Annotated in this window: 21 protein-coding genes; 15 read left to right on the top strand and 6 right to left on the bottom strand. The window is 59.7% G+C overall.

The window, feature by feature from the left end:
* Positions 1-97: 97 nt before the first annotated feature.
* Positions 98-586 carry a DUF3015 domain-containing protein gene (locus PspCFBP13508_RS21305; protein WP_016773112.1) on the bottom strand — a complete coding sequence of 163 codons (489 nt, stop codon included), beginning with the start codon at positions 584-586 and terminating at the stop codon, positions 98-100.
* Positions 587-888: 302 nt separating this feature from the next.
* Here PspCFBP13508_RS21305 and PspCFBP13508_RS21300 point away from each other — a divergent pair, with 302 nt between their 5' ends.
* Both PspCFBP13508_RS21300 and PspCFBP13508_RS21295 read left to right on the top strand, forming a co-directional pair.
* Entirely contained in the window at positions 889-3327 is a 2439-nt protein-coding gene (locus PspCFBP13508_RS21300) for an ATP-binding protein (RefSeq protein ID WP_024014367.1), read from the top strand.
* 323 nt (positions 3328-3650) lie between these two features.
* On the top strand, positions 3651-3971 hold the full coding sequence (locus tag PspCFBP13508_RS21295; protein WP_137215621.1) for a hypothetical protein: 321 nt from the start codon (positions 3651-3653) through the stop codon (positions 3969-3971).
* Here PspCFBP13508_RS21295 and PspCFBP13508_RS21290 read toward each other — a convergent pair.
* A complete protein-coding gene (locus PspCFBP13508_RS21290; protein ID WP_137215620.1) occupies positions 3968-5794 on the bottom strand; it encodes a hypothetical protein in 1827 nt (608 codons plus the stop codon). The genes PspCFBP13508_RS21295 and PspCFBP13508_RS21290 overlap by 4 nt on opposite strands.
* Before the next feature lie 160 nt (positions 5795-5954).
* Between PspCFBP13508_RS21290 and PspCFBP13508_RS21285 the strand changes: the two genes are divergently transcribed.
* The 3 genes from PspCFBP13508_RS21285 (at position 5955) to PspCFBP13508_RS21275 (ending at position 7618) form a co-directional block, all read left to right on the top strand.
* Positions 5955-6443 (top strand): TIGR00645 family protein, encoded by a 489-nt coding sequence (locus PspCFBP13508_RS21285; protein WP_016773116.1) that lies wholly within the window; start codon positions 5955-5957, stop codon positions 6441-6443.
* Positions 6444-6574: 131 nt separating this feature from the next.
* The gene (locus PspCFBP13508_RS21280) at positions 6575-6880 is read left to right on the top strand and encodes a DUF6482 family protein (protein ID WP_122506670.1); all 306 of its coding nucleotides are present in this window, start codon (positions 6575-6577) and stop codon (positions 6878-6880) included.
* Positions 6881-7000: 120 nt separating this feature from the next.
* Entirely contained in the window at positions 7001-7618 is a 618-nt protein-coding gene (locus PspCFBP13508_RS21275; protein ID WP_137215619.1) for an FKBP-type peptidyl-prolyl cis-trans isomerase, read from the top strand.
* 137 nt (positions 7619-7755) lie between these two features.
* Here PspCFBP13508_RS21275 and PspCFBP13508_RS21265 read toward each other — a convergent pair whose 3' ends face one another.
* From PspCFBP13508_RS21265 to PspCFBP13508_RS21255, 3 genes are all read right to left on the bottom strand, one after another.
* Positions 7756-8013, bottom strand: coding sequence for a hypothetical protein (locus tag PspCFBP13508_RS21265; RefSeq protein WP_016773118.1), 258 nt, complete (start codon positions 8011-8013; stop codon positions 7756-7758).
* A gap of 204 nt (positions 8014-8217) precedes the next feature.
* Entirely contained in the window at positions 8218-8559 is a 342-nt protein-coding gene (locus PspCFBP13508_RS21260) for a zinc ribbon domain-containing protein YjdM (protein WP_137215618.1), read from the bottom strand.
* 181 nt (positions 8560-8740) lie between these two features.
* Positions 8741-9709: a polyprenyl synthetase family protein gene (locus tag PspCFBP13508_RS21255; RefSeq protein WP_016773120.1), complete on the bottom strand. Its 969-nt coding sequence runs from the start codon at positions 9707-9709 to the stop codon at positions 8741-8743.
* Between the two features lie 241 nt (positions 9710-9950).
* Here PspCFBP13508_RS21255 and rplU point away from each other — a divergent pair, with 241 nt between their 5' ends.
* The 5 genes from rplU to PspCFBP13508_RS21230 all read left to right on the top strand — a co-directional run bounded on the left by rplU (position 9951) and on the right by PspCFBP13508_RS21230 (position 13706).
* A complete protein-coding gene (gene rplU / locus PspCFBP13508_RS21250) occupies positions 9951-10262 on the top strand; it encodes a 50S ribosomal protein L21 (RefSeq protein ID WP_007924746.1) in 312 nt (103 codons plus the stop codon).
* A 35-nt stretch (positions 10263-10297) separates the two neighbouring features.
* A complete protein-coding gene (gene rpmA / locus PspCFBP13508_RS21245) occupies positions 10298-10555 on the top strand; it encodes a 50S ribosomal protein L27 (RefSeq protein ID WP_016773121.1) in 258 nt (85 codons plus the stop codon).
* A 193-nt stretch (positions 10556-10748) separates the two neighbouring features.
* Positions 10749-11972 carry an Obg family GTPase CgtA gene (gene cgtA, locus PspCFBP13508_RS21240; RefSeq protein ID WP_016773122.1) on the top strand — a complete coding sequence of 408 codons (1224 nt, stop codon included), beginning with the start codon at positions 10749-10751 and terminating at the stop codon, positions 11970-11972.
* Between the two features lie 137 nt (positions 11973-12109).
* On the top strand, positions 12110-13228 hold the full coding sequence (gene proB, locus PspCFBP13508_RS21235; protein ID WP_137215617.1) for a glutamate 5-kinase: 1119 nt from the start codon (positions 12110-12112) through the stop codon (positions 13226-13228).
* Between the two features lie 10 nt (positions 13229-13238).
* Complete coding sequence (locus PspCFBP13508_RS21230) at positions 13239-13706, top strand: CreA family protein (protein WP_039761698.1); 468 nt, start codon at positions 13239-13241, stop codon at positions 13704-13706.
* A gap of 184 nt (positions 13707-13890) precedes the next feature.
* Here the strand turns inward: PspCFBP13508_RS21230 and rpsT are convergent, their stop codons facing one another.
* Positions 13891-14163, bottom strand: coding sequence for a 30S ribosomal protein S20 (gene rpsT, locus PspCFBP13508_RS21225; RefSeq protein WP_003228351.1), 273 nt, complete (start codon positions 14161-14163; stop codon positions 13891-13893).
* 252 nt (positions 14164-14415) lie between these two features.
* Here rpsT and murJ point away from each other — a divergent pair, with 252 nt between their 5' ends.
* The 5 genes from murJ (at position 14416) to fkpB (ending at position 20817) form a co-directional block, all read left to right on the top strand.
* A complete protein-coding gene (gene murJ / locus PspCFBP13508_RS21215; protein WP_016773124.1) occupies positions 14416-15954 on the top strand; it encodes a murein biosynthesis integral membrane protein MurJ in 1539 nt (512 codons plus the stop codon).
* Between the two features lie 129 nt (positions 15955-16083).
* A complete protein-coding gene (ribF, locus tag PspCFBP13508_RS21210; RefSeq protein ID WP_016773125.1) occupies positions 16084-17022 on the top strand; it encodes a bifunctional riboflavin kinase/FAD synthetase in 939 nt (312 codons plus the stop codon).
* A 13-nt stretch (positions 17023-17035) separates the two neighbouring features.
* Positions 17036-19867, top strand: a complete 2832-nt coding sequence (gene ileS, locus PspCFBP13508_RS21205; protein ID WP_130910969.1) for an isoleucine--tRNA ligase — start codon at positions 17036-17038, stop codon at positions 19865-19867.
* Positions 19860-20372 carry a signal peptidase II gene (gene lspA, locus PspCFBP13508_RS21200; RefSeq protein ID WP_137215616.1) on the top strand — a complete coding sequence of 171 codons (513 nt, stop codon included), beginning with the start codon at positions 19860-19862 and terminating at the stop codon, positions 20370-20372. The genes ileS and lspA overlap by 8 nt, the downstream gene beginning before the upstream one ends.
* Complete coding sequence (gene fkpB, locus PspCFBP13508_RS21195; protein ID WP_064364108.1) at positions 20365-20817, top strand: FKBP-type peptidyl-prolyl cis-trans isomerase; 453 nt, start codon at positions 20365-20367, stop codon at positions 20815-20817. Before lspA ends, fkpB begins: the two co-directional genes overlap by 8 nt.
* The last annotated feature ends 24 nt before the right edge of the window (positions 20818-20841 follow it).

The raw sequence follows: 20841 nt of genomic DNA, 5'->3' as shown, positions 1-20841 counted from the left end.
TTACGACTGCTTCGCAGCCGAACGGGGATAAATCCCCTCGCCACAGACCGTAATCAAAATAAAACCCGCTTCCCGAAGGAAGCGGGCGGGGTCGAGCTTAAGCCTGAGTTGCGTACTTGGCCAGACGTGGGTCCGATTTCAGTACTGCCAGGGTGTTGGTATGCACGTCTTCAGCGGTCACGTCAGCCTTGCTGAAGATCTGCTGGAAGTGCTCGTGGGTCACTTGCGCGAAATGCGCGCGATCTTCCGGTGCTACGCCCAGTACCACGGCATAGGTGGTCAGCGCTTCGCCGTTGCCTTTGGCCATGTCTTCGGACAGCTCGTTCATCATGCCATTCATGGCGAACCAGGATTTGCCGCCATAAGTCAGGGACGCGTTGGTCGAGCAGCCGTTGGTGCCGGAAGTCATACCGAAGGTAGCGTTACCGGAAGTGCCGTTGGTGGTGGAAGCAAGGAAGTGCGCCGGAGTGCCACGCTGACCTTCGAACAGCATGTTGCCCCAACCGCAATCGGGGCCGCCCGGGGCTTGCGCCATTGCGTTGATGGATACAGCGGTGAAGAGAGTACCGAGAAGAATCCGTTTCATAGCTTTGTTCTCTTTATGTGCATACCAATGGACAGGGTTCTGGCCCTTCGCGCTCTGCCCGAGGACAAAGCCGAAAGTGTCAGTGGGCCGGTATTAGTTCCAGCCGCGCAGTTTGGAGTTTAGGCACGTTCCAGCGGTTCCGTGACTTTTTGCAAAATATTTGGAATAAACCTCTGATTTATCGGGACGCGTCGGCCCGCCGCGCGCTTGTCTATGCTTTGTCATGTGGCGCGCCTTGCCAGTGGGGCACGGGCAGCGCCAGAATGCCGCTACCTGCCCCGCCTGATTGTTAAGGAAGCCCGATGCCTGATCCTGTTGCTGCCAGCCTGCGTCTTGCGCCCGAAGCGCTGACTCGTCCGTTTTCCGCTGAACAGTTCAGCTTCACCAGCACCAATGATCTGGAGCCCTTTCGCGGTGTGCTCGGCCAGGAACGCGCGGTCGAAGCCTTGCAGTTCGGTGTGGCGATGCCACGCCCCGGTTACAACGTATTCGTCATGGGCGAGCCCGGCACTGGCCGGTTCTCGTTCGTCAAACGCTACCTGAAAGCCGAAGGCAAGCGCCTGCAGACCCCGGCGGACTGGGTCTACGTCAACAACTTCGATGAGCCGCGTGAACCGCGTGCACTGGAGCTGCCATCGGGCACGGCGGCCTCGTTCATCGGCGACATCAACGGCCTGATCGACAACCTGCTGGCGACTTTTCCGGCAGTTTTCGAACACCCGTCCTACCAGCAGAAAAAAAGCGCAATCGACCGCGCCTTCAATCAGCGCTACGACAAGGCGCTGGACATCATCGAGCGTCTGGCCCTGGAAAAAGACGTCGCCCTGTACCGCGACAGTAGCAATATCGCCTTCACCCCGATGCTCGACGGCAAGGCTCTGGACGAAGCTGAATTCGCGCAGTTGCCGGAAGCCGAGCGCGAGCGTTTTCACGATGACATTTCCGGCCTCGAAGAACGCCTGAACGAAGAACTCGCCAGCCTGCCGCAGTGGAAGCGCGAGTCGAACAATCAACTGCGTTCGCTCAACGAAGAAACCATCACCCTGGCCTTGCAGCCGTTGCTGGCGCCGCTGTCGGAGAAGTACGCGGAGAACGCCGGGGTCTGCGGTTACCTGCAAGCGATGCAGGTCTACCTGCTGAAAACCGTGGTCGAGCAACTGGTCGACGACAGCAAGACCGACGCCGTCGCGCGCAAGTTGCTGGAAGAACAATACGCACCGAGCCTGGTGGTCGGGCATCCGGCCAGCGGCGGTGCGCCAGTGGTGTTCGAGCCGCATCCGACCTACGAAAACCTGTTCGGCCGCATCGAGTACACCACCGATCAGGGCGCGCTCTACACCACTTACCGGCAGTTGCGTCCGGGTGCGCTGCACCGCGCCAATGGCGGCTTCCTGATTCTTGAAGCGGAAAAAATGCTCAGCGAGCCGTTCGTGTGGGATGCGCTCAAACGCGCCCTGCAATCGCGCAAACTGAAAATGGAATCGCCGCTGGGCGAGATGGGTCGCTTCGCCACCATGACCCTGAATCCGCAGCACATTCCGTTGCAGGTCAAAGTCATCATCATTGGTGCGCGGCAGCTGTATTACACGCTGCAGGATCTCGATCCGGACTTCCAGGAGATGTTCCGCGTTCTGGTCGACTTCGACGAAGACATCCCGATGGTCGACGAAAGCCTCGAGCAGTTCGCCCAGCTCCTGAAAACCCGTACTTCGGAAGAAGGCATGGCGCCGCTGACCGCCGATGCGGTGGCACGACTGGCGACCTACAGCGCACGGCTGGCCGAGCATCAGGGGCGCTTGTCGGCGCGCATTGGCGATCTGTTCCAACTGGTCAGCGAGGCGGATTTCATTCGCCATCTGGCCGGCGATGAAATGACCGACGCCGGCCATATCGAACGCGCTCTGAAAGCCAAGGCCACCCGCACCGGGCGCGTCTCGGCGCGGATTCTCGACGACATGCTCGCCGGGATCATCCTCATCGACACCGATGGCGCGGCAGTCGGCAAGTGCAACGGGCTGACAGTGCTGGAGGTCGGCGATTCGGCGTTCGGCGTGCCGGCGCGCATTTCCGCCACGGTCTATCCGGGCGGCAGCGGTATCGTCGACATCGAACGCGAGGTCAACCTCGGCCAGCCGATTCACTCCAAAGGCGTGATGATCCTCACCGGCTATCTGGGCAGCCGTTACGCTCAGGAATTCCCGCTGGCGATCTCGGCGAGCATTGCGCTCGAGCAGTCTTACGGCTACGTCGATGGCGACAGTGCGTCGCTGGGTGAGGCGTGCACGCTGATTTCGGCGCTGTCGAAAACCCCGCTCAAGCAATGTTTTGCCATCACCGGTTCGATCAACCAGTTCGGCGAAGTGCAGGCAGTCGGCGGGGTCAACGAGAAGATCGAAGGCTTCTTCCGCCTCTGCGAAGCACGCGGCCTGACCGGCGAGCAGGGCGCGATCATTCCCCAGGCCAACGTCGCCACTTTGATGCTCGATGAAAAAGTCCTCGCCGCCGTGCGCGCCGGGCAGTTCCACGTGTATGCAGTGCGTCAGGCCGATGAGGCGTTGAGCCTGCTGGTGGGTGAGCCGGCCGGGGAGCCGAACGCCGATGGCGAATTCCCCGAAGGCAGCATCAATGCGCGAGTGGTCGAGCGCCTGCGCGATATCGCCGAGATGATCAGCGAAGAGGACTTGAAAGAGGCCGAGAAGGAACTGGCGCAGGAGGCTCTCGCCGAGGCCAAACCGGCCTGACAGGCTTGCAATAAACCCTGTGGGAGCGAGCCTGCTCGCGAAAGCGCTGTATCAGTCGACGAATGAGTTGGCTGATCCATCGTCTTCGCAAGCAGGCTCGCTCCCACAATTCTTTCCAGATTGATCTCTGCGGGGATCTTCGGGGAATGTGCCACTACTCTGGCGCCAATATTCACACAATGACCATTCGGCGCCTTCTGGTTCCATTTGGCTTGCGCGGGACACTTTTCTTCTATTCTCAGGTCAAGGATATCGACAGTATCACTGGATCGAGCCAGTCCTCCCGTGGGGGCTGAATACCGGCTTTACCGAGGGTCGCCGCCATGTCGCGCAACCTCTGTCTCACCCGTCAATGCCTGGGTCTGGTGACCCGGATCGAATGCGCCGTCAAGCCGCTGGCCGGCGACAACGGCATGTGGACGCTGCTCTTCGCCGCCGGCATGGCCGGCGAACAACCTTCCGCGATAAAAGCCCAAGGACCGTTCCACGGCCCGGTCGCGGCCGAGTCGATTCTTGACACCATCGTTGAAAGCCTGACCTTGCATGGTTACGAACTGGCCAATGATCCGCAGATCTGGAGCTTGCACTTGCAAGCCCAGCTACGGCAGATCAACGGCGGTCGTGGGCGCAGCCTCAACGGTTAAGGCGCCTGGTCCACCGGCGCCTTGTCGAGCTTGACCTCAAAGCCGTATTGCACGGTGGCGAGGTCGGTGCGCTGATAGGTTTCCACGCGAGTTGGGCGACCGTAAAAATAGTGCACGCCGAGTAGCGCCGGGCCTTCGGTGCTGGCGTCGTGGCTGACCGAAAGAATCTGCTTGAGGTAGTGGCCACTGTCGTCCTTGACGAAGAAACGCCATTCGTTGGCCGGGAAGGTTTTCAGGTCGACCACCAGCGTGTTGTCCTTGATCGCCAGGCCTTTGGGCAATGACTGCGCGTCGTAGGATTGCTTGGCCACCGTGGCCAGAAATAACGGCATTGAACCGACGGCAATCGCCGGGGTTTCCGGAAACAGGTTCAGATCATAAGTAATCGTCGCTGATAGCGGATCGACCTGATATGCCTCGGGCGGCAGTTCGATCGGCTCATCGAGTTTGCCGCCGCGCTTTTCCGTGAAGAAGGTCACGGGACTGACGCCGGGGTTGAGTTCGTCGCCAAGCAATTCGTCATTGAAGGTGCGGCGGTGGGAAAACTCGATACGCGCCGCGCTCGGCTCTTCCACCGATTGATGAATGCGCACGCCGGCCTTCAATTGTTCCTCGGTCAGGTCCGCGCCTTTGAGCCAGTTGGCGGCGAGGTCGTCATACACCACAACTGGCAGGTCCAGCGGCTGCACGGCTTTGGCCGTGGTGTGCGGATTGAAGGTGCGCACCGGCAGATCCAGGGATTGGCGCGTCACTGTCGCCGAGGAGAAGTCGAGCACGCTGACTTCCAGTGTCTCGATCGGGCCGTGGAAATACACCTTGTTGTAGCGGCGCGGGTGGTCTTTCTCGAAGGCTTGCTGGTCGTCGCTGAGCTGTTTTTCCAGGGTGTCGCTCCAGCTCTTCTGCTTCTGTAACTGCGTCAGTTGTTTCTGGTAGAACGCGACCTGCTCCGGGCTTTCGTTGATCGAACCGGCGCGCACCAGATATTGGCCGCCGGCGTCGCGGGCCTGGACGATCAGCGGATTGATCCGGGTTTCGGCGACTTCCGCTGCCAGCGGCAGGCTGTTGCTGACTTCGACCTCGGCATAGTTCTTTTCCAGCTTGAGCAGTTTGACGCTGAGGTTGTCGTTTGTGCGGGTCTGGCCGACGTCTTTCTGCGTCAGGTCAAAGCTGTACAGGCGACGCGGCGCGATGACCTCGACCTGGCCTTGCAGGCTGACCGGTTGTGGCAGGCTTTTCTTGTCGACGTTGAGGCCATCGATGAACGGGTAGGTCACCGTCAGGTCATCGGGATTGGTCACGTTGGAGCTGGACGGGCTGAGTTGAATGCCTGGGTCGGTCTCCGACCACTCCGGCTGCCAGGCGATCACGCGTTTGTTGCTCAACGTCACCGAGTGCCACTCGATGCCGTGCGGAAACAGAAAACCGCCGGGAATGTTCAGGTTGAACGGGAATACCGGCTGCAGATCGGTGAGGTAATCCGAGCTGGCGTCCTTGTGCAGCACGAACAGGCCGTTGATGAAGGTATCGACCAGCGCTTGCGGGGTAGGGTAGTGCTTGAGCACGGCGAGGGCGTCTGCGCCGTATTCGGTGTGCGGGGTGATGTCGTCGAGCTTGAGCCGGGCGCGTTCGAGCAACAGCAGCGAACCGCCGAGTTCGGTGATGGCGTCCTTGAGCTTGGGATCGCTGATCGTGTCCAATGACTGTTCGAAGGTGGCGGTCTTTTCGTCGAGGTTGGCGACGTGCTTTTCATCGCCGGGCGAGCAACCGCCGATGAGCAAGGCGAGGCAGATTCCGGCAGTCGTCAAGGCTGATCGCACATCCATTTCCACGCGTCCTGTCCACTGTCATTGGGCTGTCAATGCTTTGGACACTAGCAGAAAAACTTTGTCACACACACGCAGGTGGCGGATTTTCCGGCGGTTTCTGGCTGTCACAGCGGGCTGTTATACTCGCCGCCATTTCCAGCCCCTTGTGTGAGAGTCAATGGAACGCTTTATCGAAAATGCAATGTACGCCACCCGCTGGCTGCTGGCGCCGATCTACATCGGCCTGTCCCTCGGTCTGCTGGCGCTGGCATTGAAGTTCTTCCAGGAAATCATCCATATCCTGCCCAACGTCTTCGCCATGGCTGAATCGGATCTGATTCTGGTGCTGCTGTCGCTGATCGACATGGCGCTGGTGGGTGGTCTGCTGGTGATGGTGATGATTTCCGGCTATGAGAACTTCGTCTCGCAACTGGACATCGACGAAGGCAAAGAGAAGCTCAGCTGGCTGGGCACCATGGATTCGTCGTCGCTGAAAATGAAAGTCGCGGCGTCGATCGTGGCTATCTCCTCGATCCACTTGCTGCGCATCTTCATGGATGCCAAGAACGTCGATCCTGAGCACTTGATGTGGTACGTGATCATCCACATGACGTTTGTGGTGTCCGCGTTTGCCATGGGTTACCTGGACAAGGTCACCAAGCACTGATCAGCCGATCAAGGCAAAAAAACCGCCCGTCTGTTGCGAAACAGACGGGCGGTTTCGTTTGTGGCTTGTGCTTTCAAGCGCGCCGGCCTATCCCTTTAACGGTGCGATTCGCCACGGTGTGAGGTGCTTCCATGAACCTGCAAGAGTTGAACGCGTTTGCCATCGCCAGAAAGGTCGACGAGCTGAACCTGATCTCGATGGAAGGAGGCATTTACCTGTTGGAAGCGAGGATGCATGGGACGGCGTATCCGTTGAGCGATCTCAAGGGCAATATGCTGACGCTGCGCTCAGTGGAGCACGCGCGGGATCTGCTGCATGCCTTCCCGGTTCTGCCATTCAACCTTGTGCACACCTCAGTCCATGACGAAATGTGCGGGCTGGTCGCTGACCTCGATGAAAGCCTGAAAGTGCCGCTCGCCTGGCGCTCGGCCCTGTAGCCCCGGCCCCAAGTCCGGGGTATCTGTGCTAGTCTGCTCGCCCTTTTGGTTCCGGGCGCGCCGGGACGCGCTGTGCACGCACGGCAAGTCCTGTGGCCGTCCGCACAGCGGAGCAGTGTCATGTCCGAAGTAAATCTGTCCACCGACGAAACCCGCGTCAGCTACGGTATCGGCCGTCAACTCGGCGACCAGCTGCGCGACAACCCGCCACCGGGTGTCAGCCTGGACGCGATCCTGGCCGGTCTGACCGACGCTTTCGCCGGCAAGCCAAGCCGTGTTGGCCAGGAAGAGATGTCCGCCAGCTTCAAGGTGATCCGCGAGATCATGCAAGCCGAAGCAGCGGCCAAGGCTGAAGCCGCGGCTGGCGAAGGCCTGGCCTTCCTCGCCGAAAACGCCAAGCGTGAAGGCATCACTACTCTGGCCTCCGGCCTGCAATTCGAAGTGCTGACTCAAGGCGACGGCGCCAAGCCGACCCGTGAAGACCAGGTGCGTACGCACTACCACGGCACGCTGATCGACGGCACTGTGTTCGACAGCTCCTACGAGCGCGGCCAGCCTGCCGAATTCCCGGTTGGCGGCGTGATCGCTGGCTGGACCGAAGCGCTGCAACTGATGAATGCCGGCAGCAAATGGCGCCTGTACGTGCCGAGCGAACTGGCTTACGGCGCCCAAGGCGTCGGCAGCATCCCGCCGCACAGCGTTCTGGTGTTCGACGTCGAGCTGCTGGACGTTCTGTAATACCGAGCCTGCCTTGATGGCGGGCTAACCCTGTGGGAGCGAGTCTGTTCGCGAAGGCGGTGTGTCAGTCAACTCAATCGTCGACTGCAAATCCGTCTTCACGAGCAGGCTCGCTCCCACAGGTTTTGTACTACCGCTCATATTTCGATCTTGTTGTGCAGCTCATTGGTCGGGCGCAACGCCCGGGCATAGCAGAACAGGAACAGATTGCGCACCAGCTCCTTGAGTACCAGCGGCTCGCTGGAATTGAGGCTGCTGACGTCCAGATCGCCTTGATCCTGCAGCTCATGCAAGGCTTCTTCTTCAAGCACCGCACAGACTTCGCCGGTTTCCCGATGGAGGATTCTGAGGTACGGGTGTGGGCGATCCAGCCAGGCGTCGATCAAATAAGTCATGGGTCTCATCTCCTTGAAAGGTTTCAATGAGAATAATTCTTATTCATCAAATAGCAAGTGCCTATTGGCGGATCGTGGAGTTTTTCGGGTAAAGGTTGTGTCAGGTCAAAATGGCTGGCTGATGGCCATGCGCGGATTCATTGAGCCGAAGCGGGGAGGGCAAAGCTCCATCCCACGGCTGGCGCGGGATGGATGACGCAAGGCTCAGACTTTTCTGACGAACTCGGATTTGAGCTTCATCGGGCCGATGCCGTCGATCTTGCAGTCGATATCGTGATCGCCATCGCACAGGCGAATGTTCTTGACCTTGGTGCCGACCTTGACCACCAGCGATGTGCCCTTGACCTTGAGGTCCTTGATCACGGTGATGGTGTCGCCGTCCTGCAGGGCGTTGCCGACCGAATCTTTCTTCACGGCATCATCGGCCGCCACTTCGGCTTCGCCGCTGGCAGACCACTCGTGGGCGCACTCGGGGCAGACCAGTTGGGTGCCGTCTTCGTAGGTGTATTCGGAATTGCATTTCGGGCAGGGTGGCAACGTGCTCACTAAGGTTCCTTGGGTATCAGGAGGACTAAAGGGCGCACATTGTATAGGGTTTTACGCGGAGGAGGGCATAGCGCAGAAACAACTGTGGGAGCGAGCCTGCTCGCGAAAGCGCTGTGTCAGTCAACATTGAGTCGATTGGCAGATTGCTTTCGCGAGCAGGCTCGCTCCCACAGGGGATGAATCAGTGCGTGCGGGCTACCGCGAACTCGCTCAATTCAACCAAGGCATCGCGGTATTCGCTGGCCGGCAGCGCCTCGAGGCACTTGATCGCGCGGGCCACGTAATCGCGGGCCAGTTGCGCGGTGTACTCCAGCGAGCCGGACGCTTCGACGGCGATGCGGATGCTTTCCAGGTCTTCGATCCCGCCTTTCTGGATCGCCTGACGCACCAGTGCCGCCTGTTCGGCCGTACCTTCGCGCATGGTGTAGATCAGCGGCAGGGTCGGCTTGCCTTCGGCCAGATCGTCACCGACGTTCTTGCCCAGGGTTTCCGCGTCGCCTTTGTAGTCGAGCAGATCATCAACCAGCTGGAAGGCCACACCCAAATGATCGCCAAACGTGCGCAGGGCTTCGCTCTGCTCGGCGGTGGCGCCGGCGAGTGCGGCGGCGCTGTGGGTCGAAGCTTCGAAGAGCATCGCGGTCTTGCCGCGGATGACTTCCATGTAGGTTTCTTCGCTGGTGCTGGCGTCACGCACCTTGGACAGTTGCAACACTTCGCCTTCAGCGATGATCCGCGTGGCCTGCGAGAGAATCTTCATCACCGGCATCGAGCCGAGTTCGACCATCATTTCGAACGAGCGCGAATACAGGAAGTCGCCGACCAGCACGCTCGGGGCATTGCCCCACATGGCGTTGGCGGTCGAGCGGCCACGGCGCATGCCGGACATGTCGACGACGTCGTCATGCAGCAAGGTCGCGGTGTGCAGGAATTCGATGGTGGCGGCCAGCAGGCGCATGTCGTCGCCTTCGCGACCCAGAGCCTTGCCACACAGCAACACTAATAAAGGACGCAGGCGTTTGCCGCCGGCCGACGTGATGTAATCGCCGATTTTCGATACCAGCGGCACTCGAGACGTCAGCTGCTTCTTGATGATGCCGTCGACGGCGCTAAAATCGTCCGCCACCGCGCGGTAGAAAGCTTGGGGTTGCATCAGCGAGAGTCGCTCCAGAAGGGTTGCGCGGCATGCTAGGACCCCCGTCCAGACCTGTCAAGGCGCGATGGACGGCCACTTGCGCGAGGCAGATTGCTTGCGTACAATCGCGCACCCTGAACTTCCTGGGCAGCACCTGCCTTACGCAATTGCACTTGGGCCGTTCCAGCCCCATGCAGCCATGCCAGCCAATACCTCTTCTTATAAAGAGCTGGGTGAGCAGGATTATCGGAGAAATACCATGTACGCAGTAATCGTTACCGGCGGTAAGCAATACAAGGTCGCTGAAGGTGAATACCTGAAGATCGAAAAACTGGAAATCGCTACTGGCGAATCCGTGACTTTTGATCGCGTTCTGCTGGTCGCCAACGGCGACGACGTGAACATCGGCGCACCAGTTGTTGCTGGCGCAACCGTCAAGGCTGAAGTGATCTCCCAAGGTCGTCACGATAAAGTCCGCATCATCAAGTTCCGTCGCCGTAAGCACCACATGAAGCGTATGGGCCACCGCCAGTGGTTCACCGAGATCAAAATCACCGGTATTCAGGCTTAATTACAGCCTAATTCCTCACTAGGAGAATTGAACTCATGGCACACAAAAAAGCTGGTGGTAGTACCCGTAACGGTCGCGACTCAGAAGCCAAACGCCTTGGCGTGAAGATGTATGGCGGCCAGGTCATCAAGGCCGGCAACATCATCGTGCGTCAGCGCGGCACCCAATTCCACGCTGGCTACGGCGTTGGCATGGGCAAGGATCACACTCTCTTCGCTAAAATCGAAGGCGTGATCAAGTTCGAAGTAAAGGGCGCCTTCGGTCGTCGTTACGTGAGCGTAATCGCGGCTTAATCGCGAGATCGCTGGAGAAGCCCTGTCTTGCGACGGGGCTTTTTCGTTTGTGGGGTGAGTCTCTTGCAAAGCTGTTTGTATGGGCTGTCGGCGTGCGATGCAGGTCGTGTCTTGGGGTCGCTGCGCTCATTTTTGCAAGAGTCTTATGTCTTGATTGTTTTTCGGCTCGTCCGTACGGCGAGAGGCGTTGGTTATGAAGTTTGTTGATGAAGTATCGATTCGCGTAAAGGCCGGTGACGGTGGCAACGGTGCCATGAGTTTCCGCCGGGAAAAATTCATTGAAAACGGCGGCCCGAACGGCGGTGATGGCGGTGACGGCGGTTCCATCTACATGATGGCCGACGAAAACCTCAACACTCTGGTCGACTACCGTTACACCCGTCACTTCGATGCCGAGCGTGGCTCCAACGGTGGCAGCACCGACTGCACCGGCAAGAAGGGCGAAGACCTGATCCTGCGCGTGCCGGTCGGCACCACCGTGATCGACTCTGCCACTCAGGAAGTCATCGGCGACCTGACCAAGGCCGGTCAGAAACTGATGGTAGTGCAGGGCGGCTGGCACGGTCTGGGCAACACCCGTTTCAAATCCAGTACCAACCGTGCACCGCGTCAGACCACGCCAGGCAAGCCGGGCGAGCAGCGCGACCTCAAGCTGGAAATGAAAGTGCTGGCCGACGTCGGTCTGCTGGGCTTGCCGAACGCCGGTAAAAGTACCTTTATCCGTTCGGTCTCGGCCGCCAAGCCGAAAGTCGCCGACTACCCGTTCACCACGCTGGTGCCGAACCTGGGTGTGGTCAGCGTCGATCGCTGGAAGAGCTTCGTCATTGCCGACATTCCGGGACTGATCGAAGGCGCTTCCGACGGTGCCGGCCTGGGCATTCGCTTCCTCAAGCACCTGGCGCGCACGCGTCTGCTGCTGCACCTCGTCGACATGGCGCCACTGGATGATTCCAGTGCTCCGGACGCGGCTGAAGTGATCGTCAACGAGCTGATCAAATTCAGCCCGTCGCTGGCCGAGCGTGATCGCTGGCTGGTGCTGAACAAGTGCGACCAGATCCTTGAAGAAGAGCACGATGCTCGGGTCAAGGAAATCGTCGATCGCCTGGAATGGACTGGTCCGGTGTACGTGATCTCGGCCATCGCCAAGATCGGTACTGAGCGTCTGTGCCACGACATCATGCGTTACATGGAAGACCGTGCCGATCGCCTCGCCGCAGATCCTGCGTACAAGGAAGAACTGGCCGATCTCGACCAGCGTATCGAAGACGAAGCCCGTGCGCAGTTGCAGGCGCTGGACGACAAGCGTGCCCTGCGTCGCAGCGGCGTGAAGTCGGTCCATGACATCGGCGACGATGACTGGGATGAAGAAGATGTGGATGACGAAGACGGTCCGGAAATCATTTACGTGCGTGACTGATCCGTTGCGATAAACTTGAACGCCGCTCAATCGAGCGGCGTTTTAGTATCCGGAAATCGATCGTTGGTCAGCAATCGCCACGATTAACGTCACGGGCAGTGCCAGGTCGCGCTGCCCTCAAGCTAAGGTTGAAGATGATGCGGAGCAAGGTGACAGGTGCGCAGCGTTGGGTCGTGAAGATCGGCAGCGCTTTGCTGACAGCTGACGGCAAGGGGCTGGATCGCGCGGCAATGAGTGTCTGGGTCGAGCAGATGGTGGCGCTGCATGAAGCGGGCGTCGAGCTGGTGCTGGTGTCCTCCGGGGCGGTAGCGGCCGGCATGAGCCGCTTGGGCTGGACTGCGCGACCCAGTGCCATGCACGAGCTGCAGGCGGCCGCTGCAATCGGTCAGATGGGGCTGGTGCAGGCGTGGGAGTCGAGCTTCGCCGAGCATGGCCGGCACACTGCGCAGATTCTCCTGACCCACGACGACCTCTCCGACCGCAAGCGCTACCTGAACGCCCGCAGTACCTTGCGTGCGCTGGTCGAGCTGAAAGTCATTCCGGTGATCAACGAAAACGACACTGTGGTCACTGACGAAATCCGTTTCGGCGACAACGACACGCTGGCGGCGCTGGTGGCCAATCTGGTCGAGGCCGATCTGCTGGTGATCCTTACCGATCGCGACGGCATGTTCGACGCCGATCCGCGCAACAATCCCGAAGCGCAGCTGATTTATGAAGCGCGCGCCGATGATCCGACGCTTGATGCGGTCGCCGGCGGTACCGGCGGTGCGCTGGGGCGTGGCGGCATGCAGACCAAGCTGCGCGCGGCGCGCCTGGCAGCGCGTTCCGGTGCGCACACCATCATTGTCGGCGGGCGCCTTGAGCGCGTGCTCGATCGCCTGAAGGCGGGCGAGCGCATCGGCACGCTGCTATCGCCGGAGCGCGGCATGCTCGCGGCGCGCAAGCAGTGGCTGGCCGGTCATCTGCAAACCCGTGGCACTCTGGTGCTGGATGAGGGGGCGGTGTCGGCGTTGTCCAAGGGCAATAAAAGTCTACTGCCGGTGGGGGTGAAACTGGTCCAAGGCAGTTTCCGTCGCGGTGAGATGGTCGTCTGCGTAGCGCCGGATGGTCGGGAGATCGCTCGGGGTCTGGCCAATTACAGCGCCCTGGAAGCGCAAAAAATCATCGGTCAGTCGTCGGATGCGATTGTCGGTTTGCTCGGTTACATGGCGGAGCCGGAACTGGTTCACCGTGACAACCTGATTCTGGTCTAAGGAAAATTCGATGCGTGTAGCGAAAGGATTGTTGGGCCTGCTGATGGCCATGCCATTGCTGGCCTCGGCCGAGGAAATCGGTCAGGTGTCGACGGTGTTCAAGTTTGTCGGGCCGAATGACCGGATCGTGGTCGAGGCGTTCGACGATCCGAAAGTCGAAGGCGTGACCTGCTACCTGTCGCGCGCCAAGACTGGTGGAGTGAAGGGTGGTCTCGGTCTGGCCGAGGATCGTGCCGAAGCCTCGATCGCTTGTCGTCAGGTCGGGCCGATCAAGTTCAAGGGTGAGTTGAAGGACGGCGATGAGGTATTCAAGGAGCGCACCTCGCTGGTGTTCAAGACCATGCAGGTGGTGCGTTTCCTCGACAAGAAGCGCAACACGCTGGTGTATCTGGTCTACAGCGATCGCTTGATCGAGGGTAGCCCGCAGAATGCCGTGACTGCCATCCCGATCCTGCCATGGGTGCCGGTCCAGCAATAAGCGTCACCAATCCGAACTGTGGGGGCGAGCCTGCTCGCGAAGAGGTCATGTCGGTCGATAGAAATATCAACTGACAGATCGCATTCGCGAGCAGGCTCGCTCCCACATTTTTTTGCCTGTTGCTTGTTAAATCACAGGCAATAAAAAACCGACCCTGAGGTCGGTTTTTTAATGACTACGTCGATTAAGCGGCTTCTTTCAGCGCTTTGACGTGGCCATTCAGACGGCTCTTATGGCGAGCAGCCTTGTTCTTGTGGATGATGCCTTTATCGGCCATACGGTCGATAACTGGCACAGCCAGAACGTATGCAGCTTGAGCTTTTTCAGCGTCTTTTGCGTCGATGGCCTTAACTACATTCTTGATGTAGGTACGAACCATGGAACGCAGGCTGGCGTTGTGGCTGCGACGCTTCTCAGCCTGTTTTGCACGTTTTTTGGCGGAAGGTGAGTTGGCCACCGTCGAGCTCCTCGAAAGACTTTTTAGGAAATAGCAAACAAAATAGGCCGCGAATCATGCCGATGAAGACTTGTCTTGTCAAGGGCACTTGAATCGTTCCGCTAAGTGGTAGGTATAAAGAGGCGGGATATTTATTTCCGGCGCTTGACCTGTAAACTCGCGAGCTTTGGCTCTGTGCTGTTGCGGCGCGGAGTATCGCACAAGTAGGCGCATTGTTCGCCTGCTGTTTATCGACAGGCACAAACTCTCTCAATGAATCTGCTCAAATCGTTGGCCGCCGTCAGCTCTATCACGATGCTTTCCCGGATTCTGGGTTTTGTTCGTGACACGCTGATCGCGCGGACATTCGGCGCCGGGATGGCCACGGATGCCTTCTTTATTGCGTTCAAACTGCCCAACCTGTTGCGGCGCATCTTTGCCGAAGGGGCTTTTTCCCAGGCGTTCGTGCCGATCCTGGCCGAATACAAAAGCCAGCAGGGCGAAGAGGCGACGCGCACCTTTATTGCCTATGTGTCGGGACTGTTGACACTGGTATTGGCGGTTGTGACGGCGCTGGGCATGATCGCTGCGCCTTGGGTGATCTGGGCCACGGCCCCCGGTTTTACCGATACCCCGGAGAAATTCCAGCTCACTTCCGATCTGTTGCGGGTGACCTTTCCTTATATATTGCTGATCTCGCTGTCGTCGCTGGCCGGCGCGATTCTGAATACCTGGAACCGCTTCTCGGTGCCGGCCTTCGTGCCGACTCTGCTCAACGTCAGCATGATCGTGTTTTCGCTGTTCCTCACGCCGTACTTCGATCCACCGGTCATGGCCCTTGGCTGGGCGGTGCTGGTCGGGGGGCTGGCGCAGTTGCTGTATCAGCTGCCGCACCTGAAAAAGATCGGCATGCTCGTGCTGCCACGCCTGAACTTGCGCGACAGCGGCGTGTGGCGGGTGATGAAGCAGATGCTGCCGGCGATTCTCGGTGTTTCGGTGAGTCAGATTTCATTGATCATCAACACCATTTTCGCCTCGTTTCTGGTCGCAGGTTCGGTGTCGTGGATGTATTACGCCGACCGTTTGATGGAATTGCCGTCGGGTGTGCTGGGTGTGGCGCTCGGCACGATTCTGCTGCCGACACTGGCCAAGACCTACGCCAGCAAGGATCGCCACGAATACTCACGGATCCTCGACTGGGGCCTGCGCCTGTGCTTTGTGCTGGTGCTGCCGTGTGCGCTCGCATTGGGGATTCTTGCCGAACCGCTGACCGTTTCGTTGTTCCAGTATGGCCAGTTCAGCGGCTTCGATGCCGAGATGACCCAGCGTGCGCTGATTGCCTATTCGGTCGGCCTGCTCGGGATTATCGTGATCAAAGTGCTGGCGCCGGGCTTTTATGCGCAACAGAACATTCGCACCCCGGTGAAAATCGCAATTTTCACGCTGGTCTGCACGCAGTTGTTCAACCTGGCGTTGATCGGCCCACTGGCCCATGCCGGCCTTGCCTTGGCGATCAGTGCCGGTGCTTGCCTGAACGCCGGGCTGCTGTTCTATCAGCTGCGCAAGCAAAAGATGTATCAACCGCAGCCGGGCTGGGGCAAATTCGGTTTCAAGCTGGTCGTTGCAGTGACCGTGATGTCGGCGGTGTTGCTGGCCGGCATGCATTTCATGCCCGCGTGGGATGAGGGGCATATGCTTGAGCGCTTCTTGCGGCTGGGCGCGCTGGTGGTTGCTGGCGTGGTGGCGTATTTCGGTATGTTGCTGCTGCTGGGTTTCCGTCTGCGCGACTTCAATCGCAAGGCCTTGAGCTGAGGTTTCAGCCTTCATGAGCAGGCATGAGCCGGCGGTTTTGTCGGCTCGTTCACTTTGCGTTACGGTGTTGCCTGTCGTCGGCCGTCGGGTGTGGTTATAATCGACCACTTTATGAGCAAGAAGCGCGTTATGCAGCTGGTTCGAGGCCTCCACAACTTGCGCCCCCAGCATCGGGGCTGCGTCGCCACTATTGGCAACTTTGACGGTGTTCACCGTGGTCACCAGGCTATCCTGGCCCGGCTGCGTGAGCGTGCGCTCGAGTTGGGCGTACCCAGCTGCGTGGTGATTTTCGAGCCGCAGCCACGGGAGTTCTTTGCTCCCGACACCGCACCGGCACGTCTGGCGCGGTTGCGCGACAAGCTGCAATTGCTGGCCGCTGAAGGCGTCGACCGGGTCTTGTGCCTGGCGTTCAACCAGCGGCTGAGCAAGCTCAGCGCCAGTGAGTTCGTCGATACCATTCTGGTCGATGGCCTTGGCGTGCAGCATCTGGAGGTCGGTGACGATTTCCGTTTCGGTTGCGACCGCCTCGGCGATTTCGATTTTCTGATGCAGGCCGGGCAGGTTCACGGTTTCACTGTCGAAGCTGCGCAAACCGTTGAGCTGGACGGCATTCGCGTCAGCAGCACGCAGGTGCGCAACGCCTTGGCTGCGGCCGATTTTGCCTTGGCCGAACGCTTGCTCGGCCGTCCGTACCGCATCGCCGGTCGCGTGCTGCATGGTCAGAAACTGGCCCGGCAACTGGGCACGCCCACTGCCAACATTCAACTCAAGCGTCGTCGCGTGCCGTTTACCGGGGTGTATCTGGTGAATGTCGACATCGACGGCAAGACCTGGCCCGGCGTCGCCAATATCGGCGTGCGCCCCACGGTGCAAGGAGATGGCAAAGCCCACCTCGAGGTCCATCTGTTAGATTTTGCCGGCGATCTGTATGACCGGCGTTTGACGGTGGTTTTCCACCAAAAGCTGCGTGAAGAGCAGCGCTTCGCCTCTCTGGAGGCATTGAAAACGGCGATCAATGCGGATGTCGCCACCGCCCGTGCACTAGCCGCACCTAGCGCCCATCGCTAATGAAGAGCCTTAAATGACCGACTATAAAGCCACGCTAAACCTTCCGGACACCGCCTTCCCAATGAAGGCCGGCCTGCCACAGCGCGAACCGCAGATCCTGCAGCGCTGGGACAGTATTGGCCTGTACGGAAAGTTGCGCGAGATTGGCAAGGATCGTCCGAAGTTCGTCCTGCACGACGGCCCTCCGTACGCCAACGGCACGATCCACATCGGTCACGCACTGAACAAGATTCTCAAGGACATGATCATCCGCTCGAAAACCCTGTCGGGTTTCGACGCGCCGTATGTCCCGGGCTGGGATTGCCATGGCCTGCCGATCGAGCACAAGGTTGAAGTGACCCACGGCAAGAACCTCGGCGCGGATAAGACCCGCGAGCTGTGCCGTGCCTACGCCACCGAGCAGATCGAAGGGCAGAAGTCCGAGTTCATCCGTCTCGGCGTGCTGGGCGACTTCGCCAACCCGTACAAGACCATGAACTTTACGAACGAGGCCGGTGAAATCCGCGCCCTCGCCGAAATCGTCAAGGGTGGCTTTGTCTTCAAGGGCCTCAAGCCGGTGAACTGGTGCTTCGATTGCGGTTCGGCTCTGGCTGAAGCGGAAGTCGAGTACGAGAACAAGAAGTCCTCGACCATCGATGTCGCGTTCCCGATCGCTGATGAAGCCAAATTGGCTGCCGCGTTCGGTCTGGCCTCGCTGAGCAAACCTGCTGCGATCGTGATCTGGACCACCACCCCGTGGACCATCCCGGCCAACCAGGCGCTGAACGTGCACCCGGAATTCAACTACGCCCTGGTCGATATCGGCGACAAGCTGCTGGTGCTGGCTGAAGAGCTGGTCGAGGCCTGCCTGGCGCGCTACGGCGTGGAAGGTTCGGTCATCGCCACCACCACCGGTAAAGAACTTGAGCTGATCAACTTCCGTCACCCGTTCTACGACCGTCTGTCGCCGGTGTACCTGGCTGACTACGTCGAACTGGGCGCTGGCACCGGCGTGGTTCACTCCGCCCCGGCCTACGGTGTGGACGACTTCGTGACCTGCAAGAAATACGGCATGGTCAATGACGACATCCTCAACCCGGTGCAGAGCAACGGCGTGTACGTGCCGTCGCTGGAATTCTTCGGCGGCCAGTTCATCTGGAAGGCCAACCCGGCCATCGTGGAAAAACTGACCGAAGTCGGTGCGCTGATGCACACCACCGTCATCGAACACAGCTACATGCACTGCTGGCGCCACAAGACCCCGCTGATCTACCGCGCCACCGCGCAGTGGTTCATCGGCATGGACAAGGAGCCAACCAGCGGCGACACCCTGCGCGTGCGCTCGCTCAAAGCCATCGAGGACACCAAGTTCGTTCCGGCCTGGGGCCAGGCGCGTCTGCACTCGATGATCGCCAATCGTCCGGACTGGTGCATCTCGCGTCAGCGCAACTGGGGCGTGCCGATCCCGTTCTTCCTCAACAAGGAAAGCGGCGAGCTGCACCCGCGTACCGTCGAGCTGATGGAGGAAGTCGCCAAACGCGTTGAAGTCGAAGGTATCGAAGCCTGGTTCAAACTCGACGCTGCCGAACTGCTCGGTGATGAAGCGCCGCAGTACGACAAGATCAGCGACACCCTCGACGTCTGGTTCGACTCGGGCACCACGCACTGGCACGTTCTGCGCGGTTCGCACCCGATGGGCCACGAGAGCGGCCCGCGCGCCGACCTGTACCTGGAAGGTTCCGACCAGCACCGTGGCTGGTTCCACTCCTCGTTGCTGACCGGTTGCGCCATCGACAACCACGCGCCGTACCGCGAACTGCTGACTCACGGCTTCACCGTCGACGAGTCCGGGCGCAAGATGTCCAAATCGCTGGGCAACGTGATCGCGCCGCAGAAGGTCAACGACACCCTGGGCGCCGACATCATGCGTCTGTGGGTCGCTTCGACCGACTACTCCGGCGAAATGGCGGTGTCCGAGCAGATCCTGCAGCGCAGCGCCGATGCCTACCGTCGTATCCGTAACACCGCGCGCTTCCTGCTTTCCAACCTGACCGGTTTCAACCCGGCCACCGACCTGCTGCCGGCTGAAGACATGCTGGCGCTGGATCGCTGGGCGGTGGATCGCACGCTGCTGCTGCAACGCGAGTTGCAAGAGCACTACGGCGAATACCGTTTCTGGAATGTGTACTCGAAGATCCACAACTTCTGCGTGCAGGAGCTGGGTGGTTTCTACCTCGACATCATCAAGGACCGCCAGTACACCACCGGCGCCGACAGCAAGGCCCGTCGCTCGTGCCAGACCGCGCTGTTCCACATCTCCGAAGCGCTGGTGCGCTGGATCGCGCCGATCCTCGCCTTCACTGCTGACGAACTGTGGCAATACCTGCCGGGCGAGCGTAACGAGTCGGTCATGCTCAACACCTGGTACGAAGGCCTGACCGAGCTGCCGGAAGGCTTCGAGCTGGGTCGCGCCTACTGGGATCGCATCATGGAAGTGAAGGTTGCGGTCAACAAAGAGATGGAAATCCAGCGCGCGGCGAAAGCCGTCGGTGGCAACCTGCAGGCCGAAGTGACGCTGTTTGCCGAAGAGGCGCTGAGCGCCGATCTGGCCAAGCTGAGCAACGAATTGCGCTTTGTCCTGATCACCTCGACTGCCAGCGTCGCACCATTCGTGCAGGCTCCGGCCGATGCAGTGGCTACCGAAGTCAGCGGTCTGAAACTGAAGATCGTCAAGTCGGCGTTCCCGAAATGCGCACGTTGCTGGCATTGCCGTGAAGACGTCGGCGTGAACCCGGAACATCCGGAAATCTGCGGGCGTTGCGTCGACAACATCAGCGGCGCTGGCGAGGTTCGTCACTATGCCTGATGCCGTTGGCCGTTTCGGACGGCTGAGCTGGCTGTGGTTGAGCCTGCTGGTCCTGGTCATTGACCAGGCCAGCAAGTTCTACTTCGAAAGCAAGCTCGAAATGTTCCAGCAGATCGTGATCATTCCCGATCTGTTCAGCTGGACCCTGGCCTACAACACTGGCGCTGCTTTCAGCTTCCTCGCCGACAGCTCCGGCTGGCAGCGCTGGCTGTTTGCCCTGATCGCCATTGTCGTCAGTGCCGTGCTGGTGGTCTGGCTCAAGCGTCTGGGCCGCAACGACACCTGGCTGGCCGTCGCCCTGGCACTGGTGCTGGGTGGCGCGCTGGGCAACCTGTATGACCGCGTTGCCCTGGGCCATGTGATCGACTTCATCCTGGTGCACTGGCAGAACCGCTGGTATTTCCCCGCGTTCAACATTGCCGACAGCGCGATCACCGTTGGCGCGATCATGCTGGCACTGGACATGTTCAAATCGAAGAAAACCGAAGAGGCTGCTCATGACTGAACCGCTATCGACTGAGCAACGCATCGGCCAGAACACCGAAGTTACGCTGCACTTTGCCTTGCGCCTGGAAAACGGTGACACCGTCGACAGTACCTTCGACAAGGCGCCGGCAACCTTCAAGGTCGGCGACGGCAACCTGCTGCCGGGTTTCGAAGCCGCCCTGTTCGGCTTCAAGGCCGGCGACAAGCGCACTCTGACCGTCGAGCCGGAAAACGCTTTCGGTCAGCCGAACCCGCAGAACGTGCAGACCATCCCGCGTTCGCAGTTCACCGACATGGAGTTGTCGCCGGGTCTGCTGGTGATCTTCAACGATGCGGCCAATACTGAATTGCCAGGTGTGGTGAAAGAGTTCGACGACACGCAAGTGACCGTCGACTTCAACCACCCGCTGGCCGGCAAGACGCTGACCTTTGATGTGGAAATCATTTCCGTCAAAGCGCTATAACTGACTGTATAAGGTCAAATGTGG

Origin of the sequence: Pseudomonas sp. CFBP13508, from assembly GCF_005233515.1 — a bacterium.
Taxonomy (GTDB): Bacteria; Pseudomonadota; Gammaproteobacteria; order Pseudomonadales; family Pseudomonadaceae; genus Aquipseudomonas; species Aquipseudomonas mercuritolerans.
The sequence above is the reverse complement of the archived record's forward strand: the minus strand, read 5'-3'. Positions and strand labels throughout refer to the sequence as shown.

Bases quoted from the DNA above. Each gene is read 5' to 3' on its own strand.
- ileS (WP_130910969.1), top strand. From the start codon at position 17,036: ATGACCGACTATAAAGCCACGCTAAACCTTCCGGACACCGCCTTCCCA.
- PspCFBP13508_RS21305 (WP_016773112.1), bottom strand. From the start codon at position 586: ATGAAACGGATTCTTCTCGGTACTCTCTTCACCGCTGTATCCATCAAC.
- PspCFBP13508_RS21265 (WP_016773118.1), bottom strand. From the start codon at position 8,013: ATGACTTATTTGATCGACGCCTGGCTGGATCGCCCACACCCGTACCTC.
- PspCFBP13508_RS21300 (WP_024014367.1), top strand. From the start codon at position 889: ATGCCTGATCCTGTTGCTGCCAGCCTGCGTCTTGCGCCCGAAGCGCTG.
- ribF (WP_016773125.1), top strand. From the start codon at position 16,084: ATGCAGCTGGTTCGAGGCCTCCACAACTTGCGCCCCCAGCATCGGGGC.
- rplU (WP_007924746.1), top strand. From the start codon at position 9,951: ATGTACGCAGTAATCGTTACCGGCGGTAAGCAATACAAGGTCGCTGAA.
- PspCFBP13508_RS21285 (WP_016773116.1), top strand. From the start codon at position 5,955: ATGGAACGCTTTATCGAAAATGCAATGTACGCCACCCGCTGGCTGCTG.
- PspCFBP13508_RS21275 (WP_137215619.1), top strand. From the start codon at position 7,001: ATGTCCGAAGTAAATCTGTCCACCGACGAAACCCGCGTCAGCTACGGT.
- murJ (WP_016773124.1), top strand. From the start codon at position 14,416: ATGAATCTGCTCAAATCGTTGGCCGCCGTCAGCTCTATCACGATGCTT.
- fkpB (WP_064364108.1), top strand. From the start codon at position 20,365: ATGACTGAACCGCTATCGACTGAGCAACGCATCGGCCAGAACACCGAA.
- PspCFBP13508_RS21280 (WP_122506670.1), top strand. From the start codon at position 6,575: ATGAACCTGCAAGAGTTGAACGCGTTTGCCATCGCCAGAAAGGTCGAC.
- lspA (WP_137215616.1), top strand. From the start codon at position 19,860: ATGCCTGATGCCGTTGGCCGTTTCGGACGGCTGAGCTGGCTGTGGTTG.
- rpmA (WP_016773121.1), top strand. From the start codon at position 10,298: ATGGCACACAAAAAAGCTGGTGGTAGTACCCGTAACGGTCGCGACTCA.
- PspCFBP13508_RS21230 (WP_039761698.1), top strand. From the start codon at position 13,239: ATGCGTGTAGCGAAAGGATTGTTGGGCCTGCTGATGGCCATGCCATTG.
- PspCFBP13508_RS21295 (WP_137215621.1), top strand. From the start codon at position 3,651: ATGTCGCGCAACCTCTGTCTCACCCGTCAATGCCTGGGTCTGGTGACC.
- proB (WP_137215617.1), top strand. From the start codon at position 12,110: ATGCGGAGCAAGGTGACAGGTGCGCAGCGTTGGGTCGTGAAGATCGGC.
- PspCFBP13508_RS21290 (WP_137215620.1), bottom strand. From the start codon at position 5,794: ATGGATGTGCGATCAGCCTTGACGACTGCCGGAATCTGCCTCGCCTTG.
- cgtA (WP_016773122.1), top strand. From the start codon at position 10,749: ATGAAGTTTGTTGATGAAGTATCGATTCGCGTAAAGGCCGGTGACGGT.
- PspCFBP13508_RS21255 (WP_016773120.1), bottom strand. From the start codon at position 9,709: ATGCAACCCCAAGCTTTCTACCGCGCGGTGGCGGACGATTTTAGCGCC.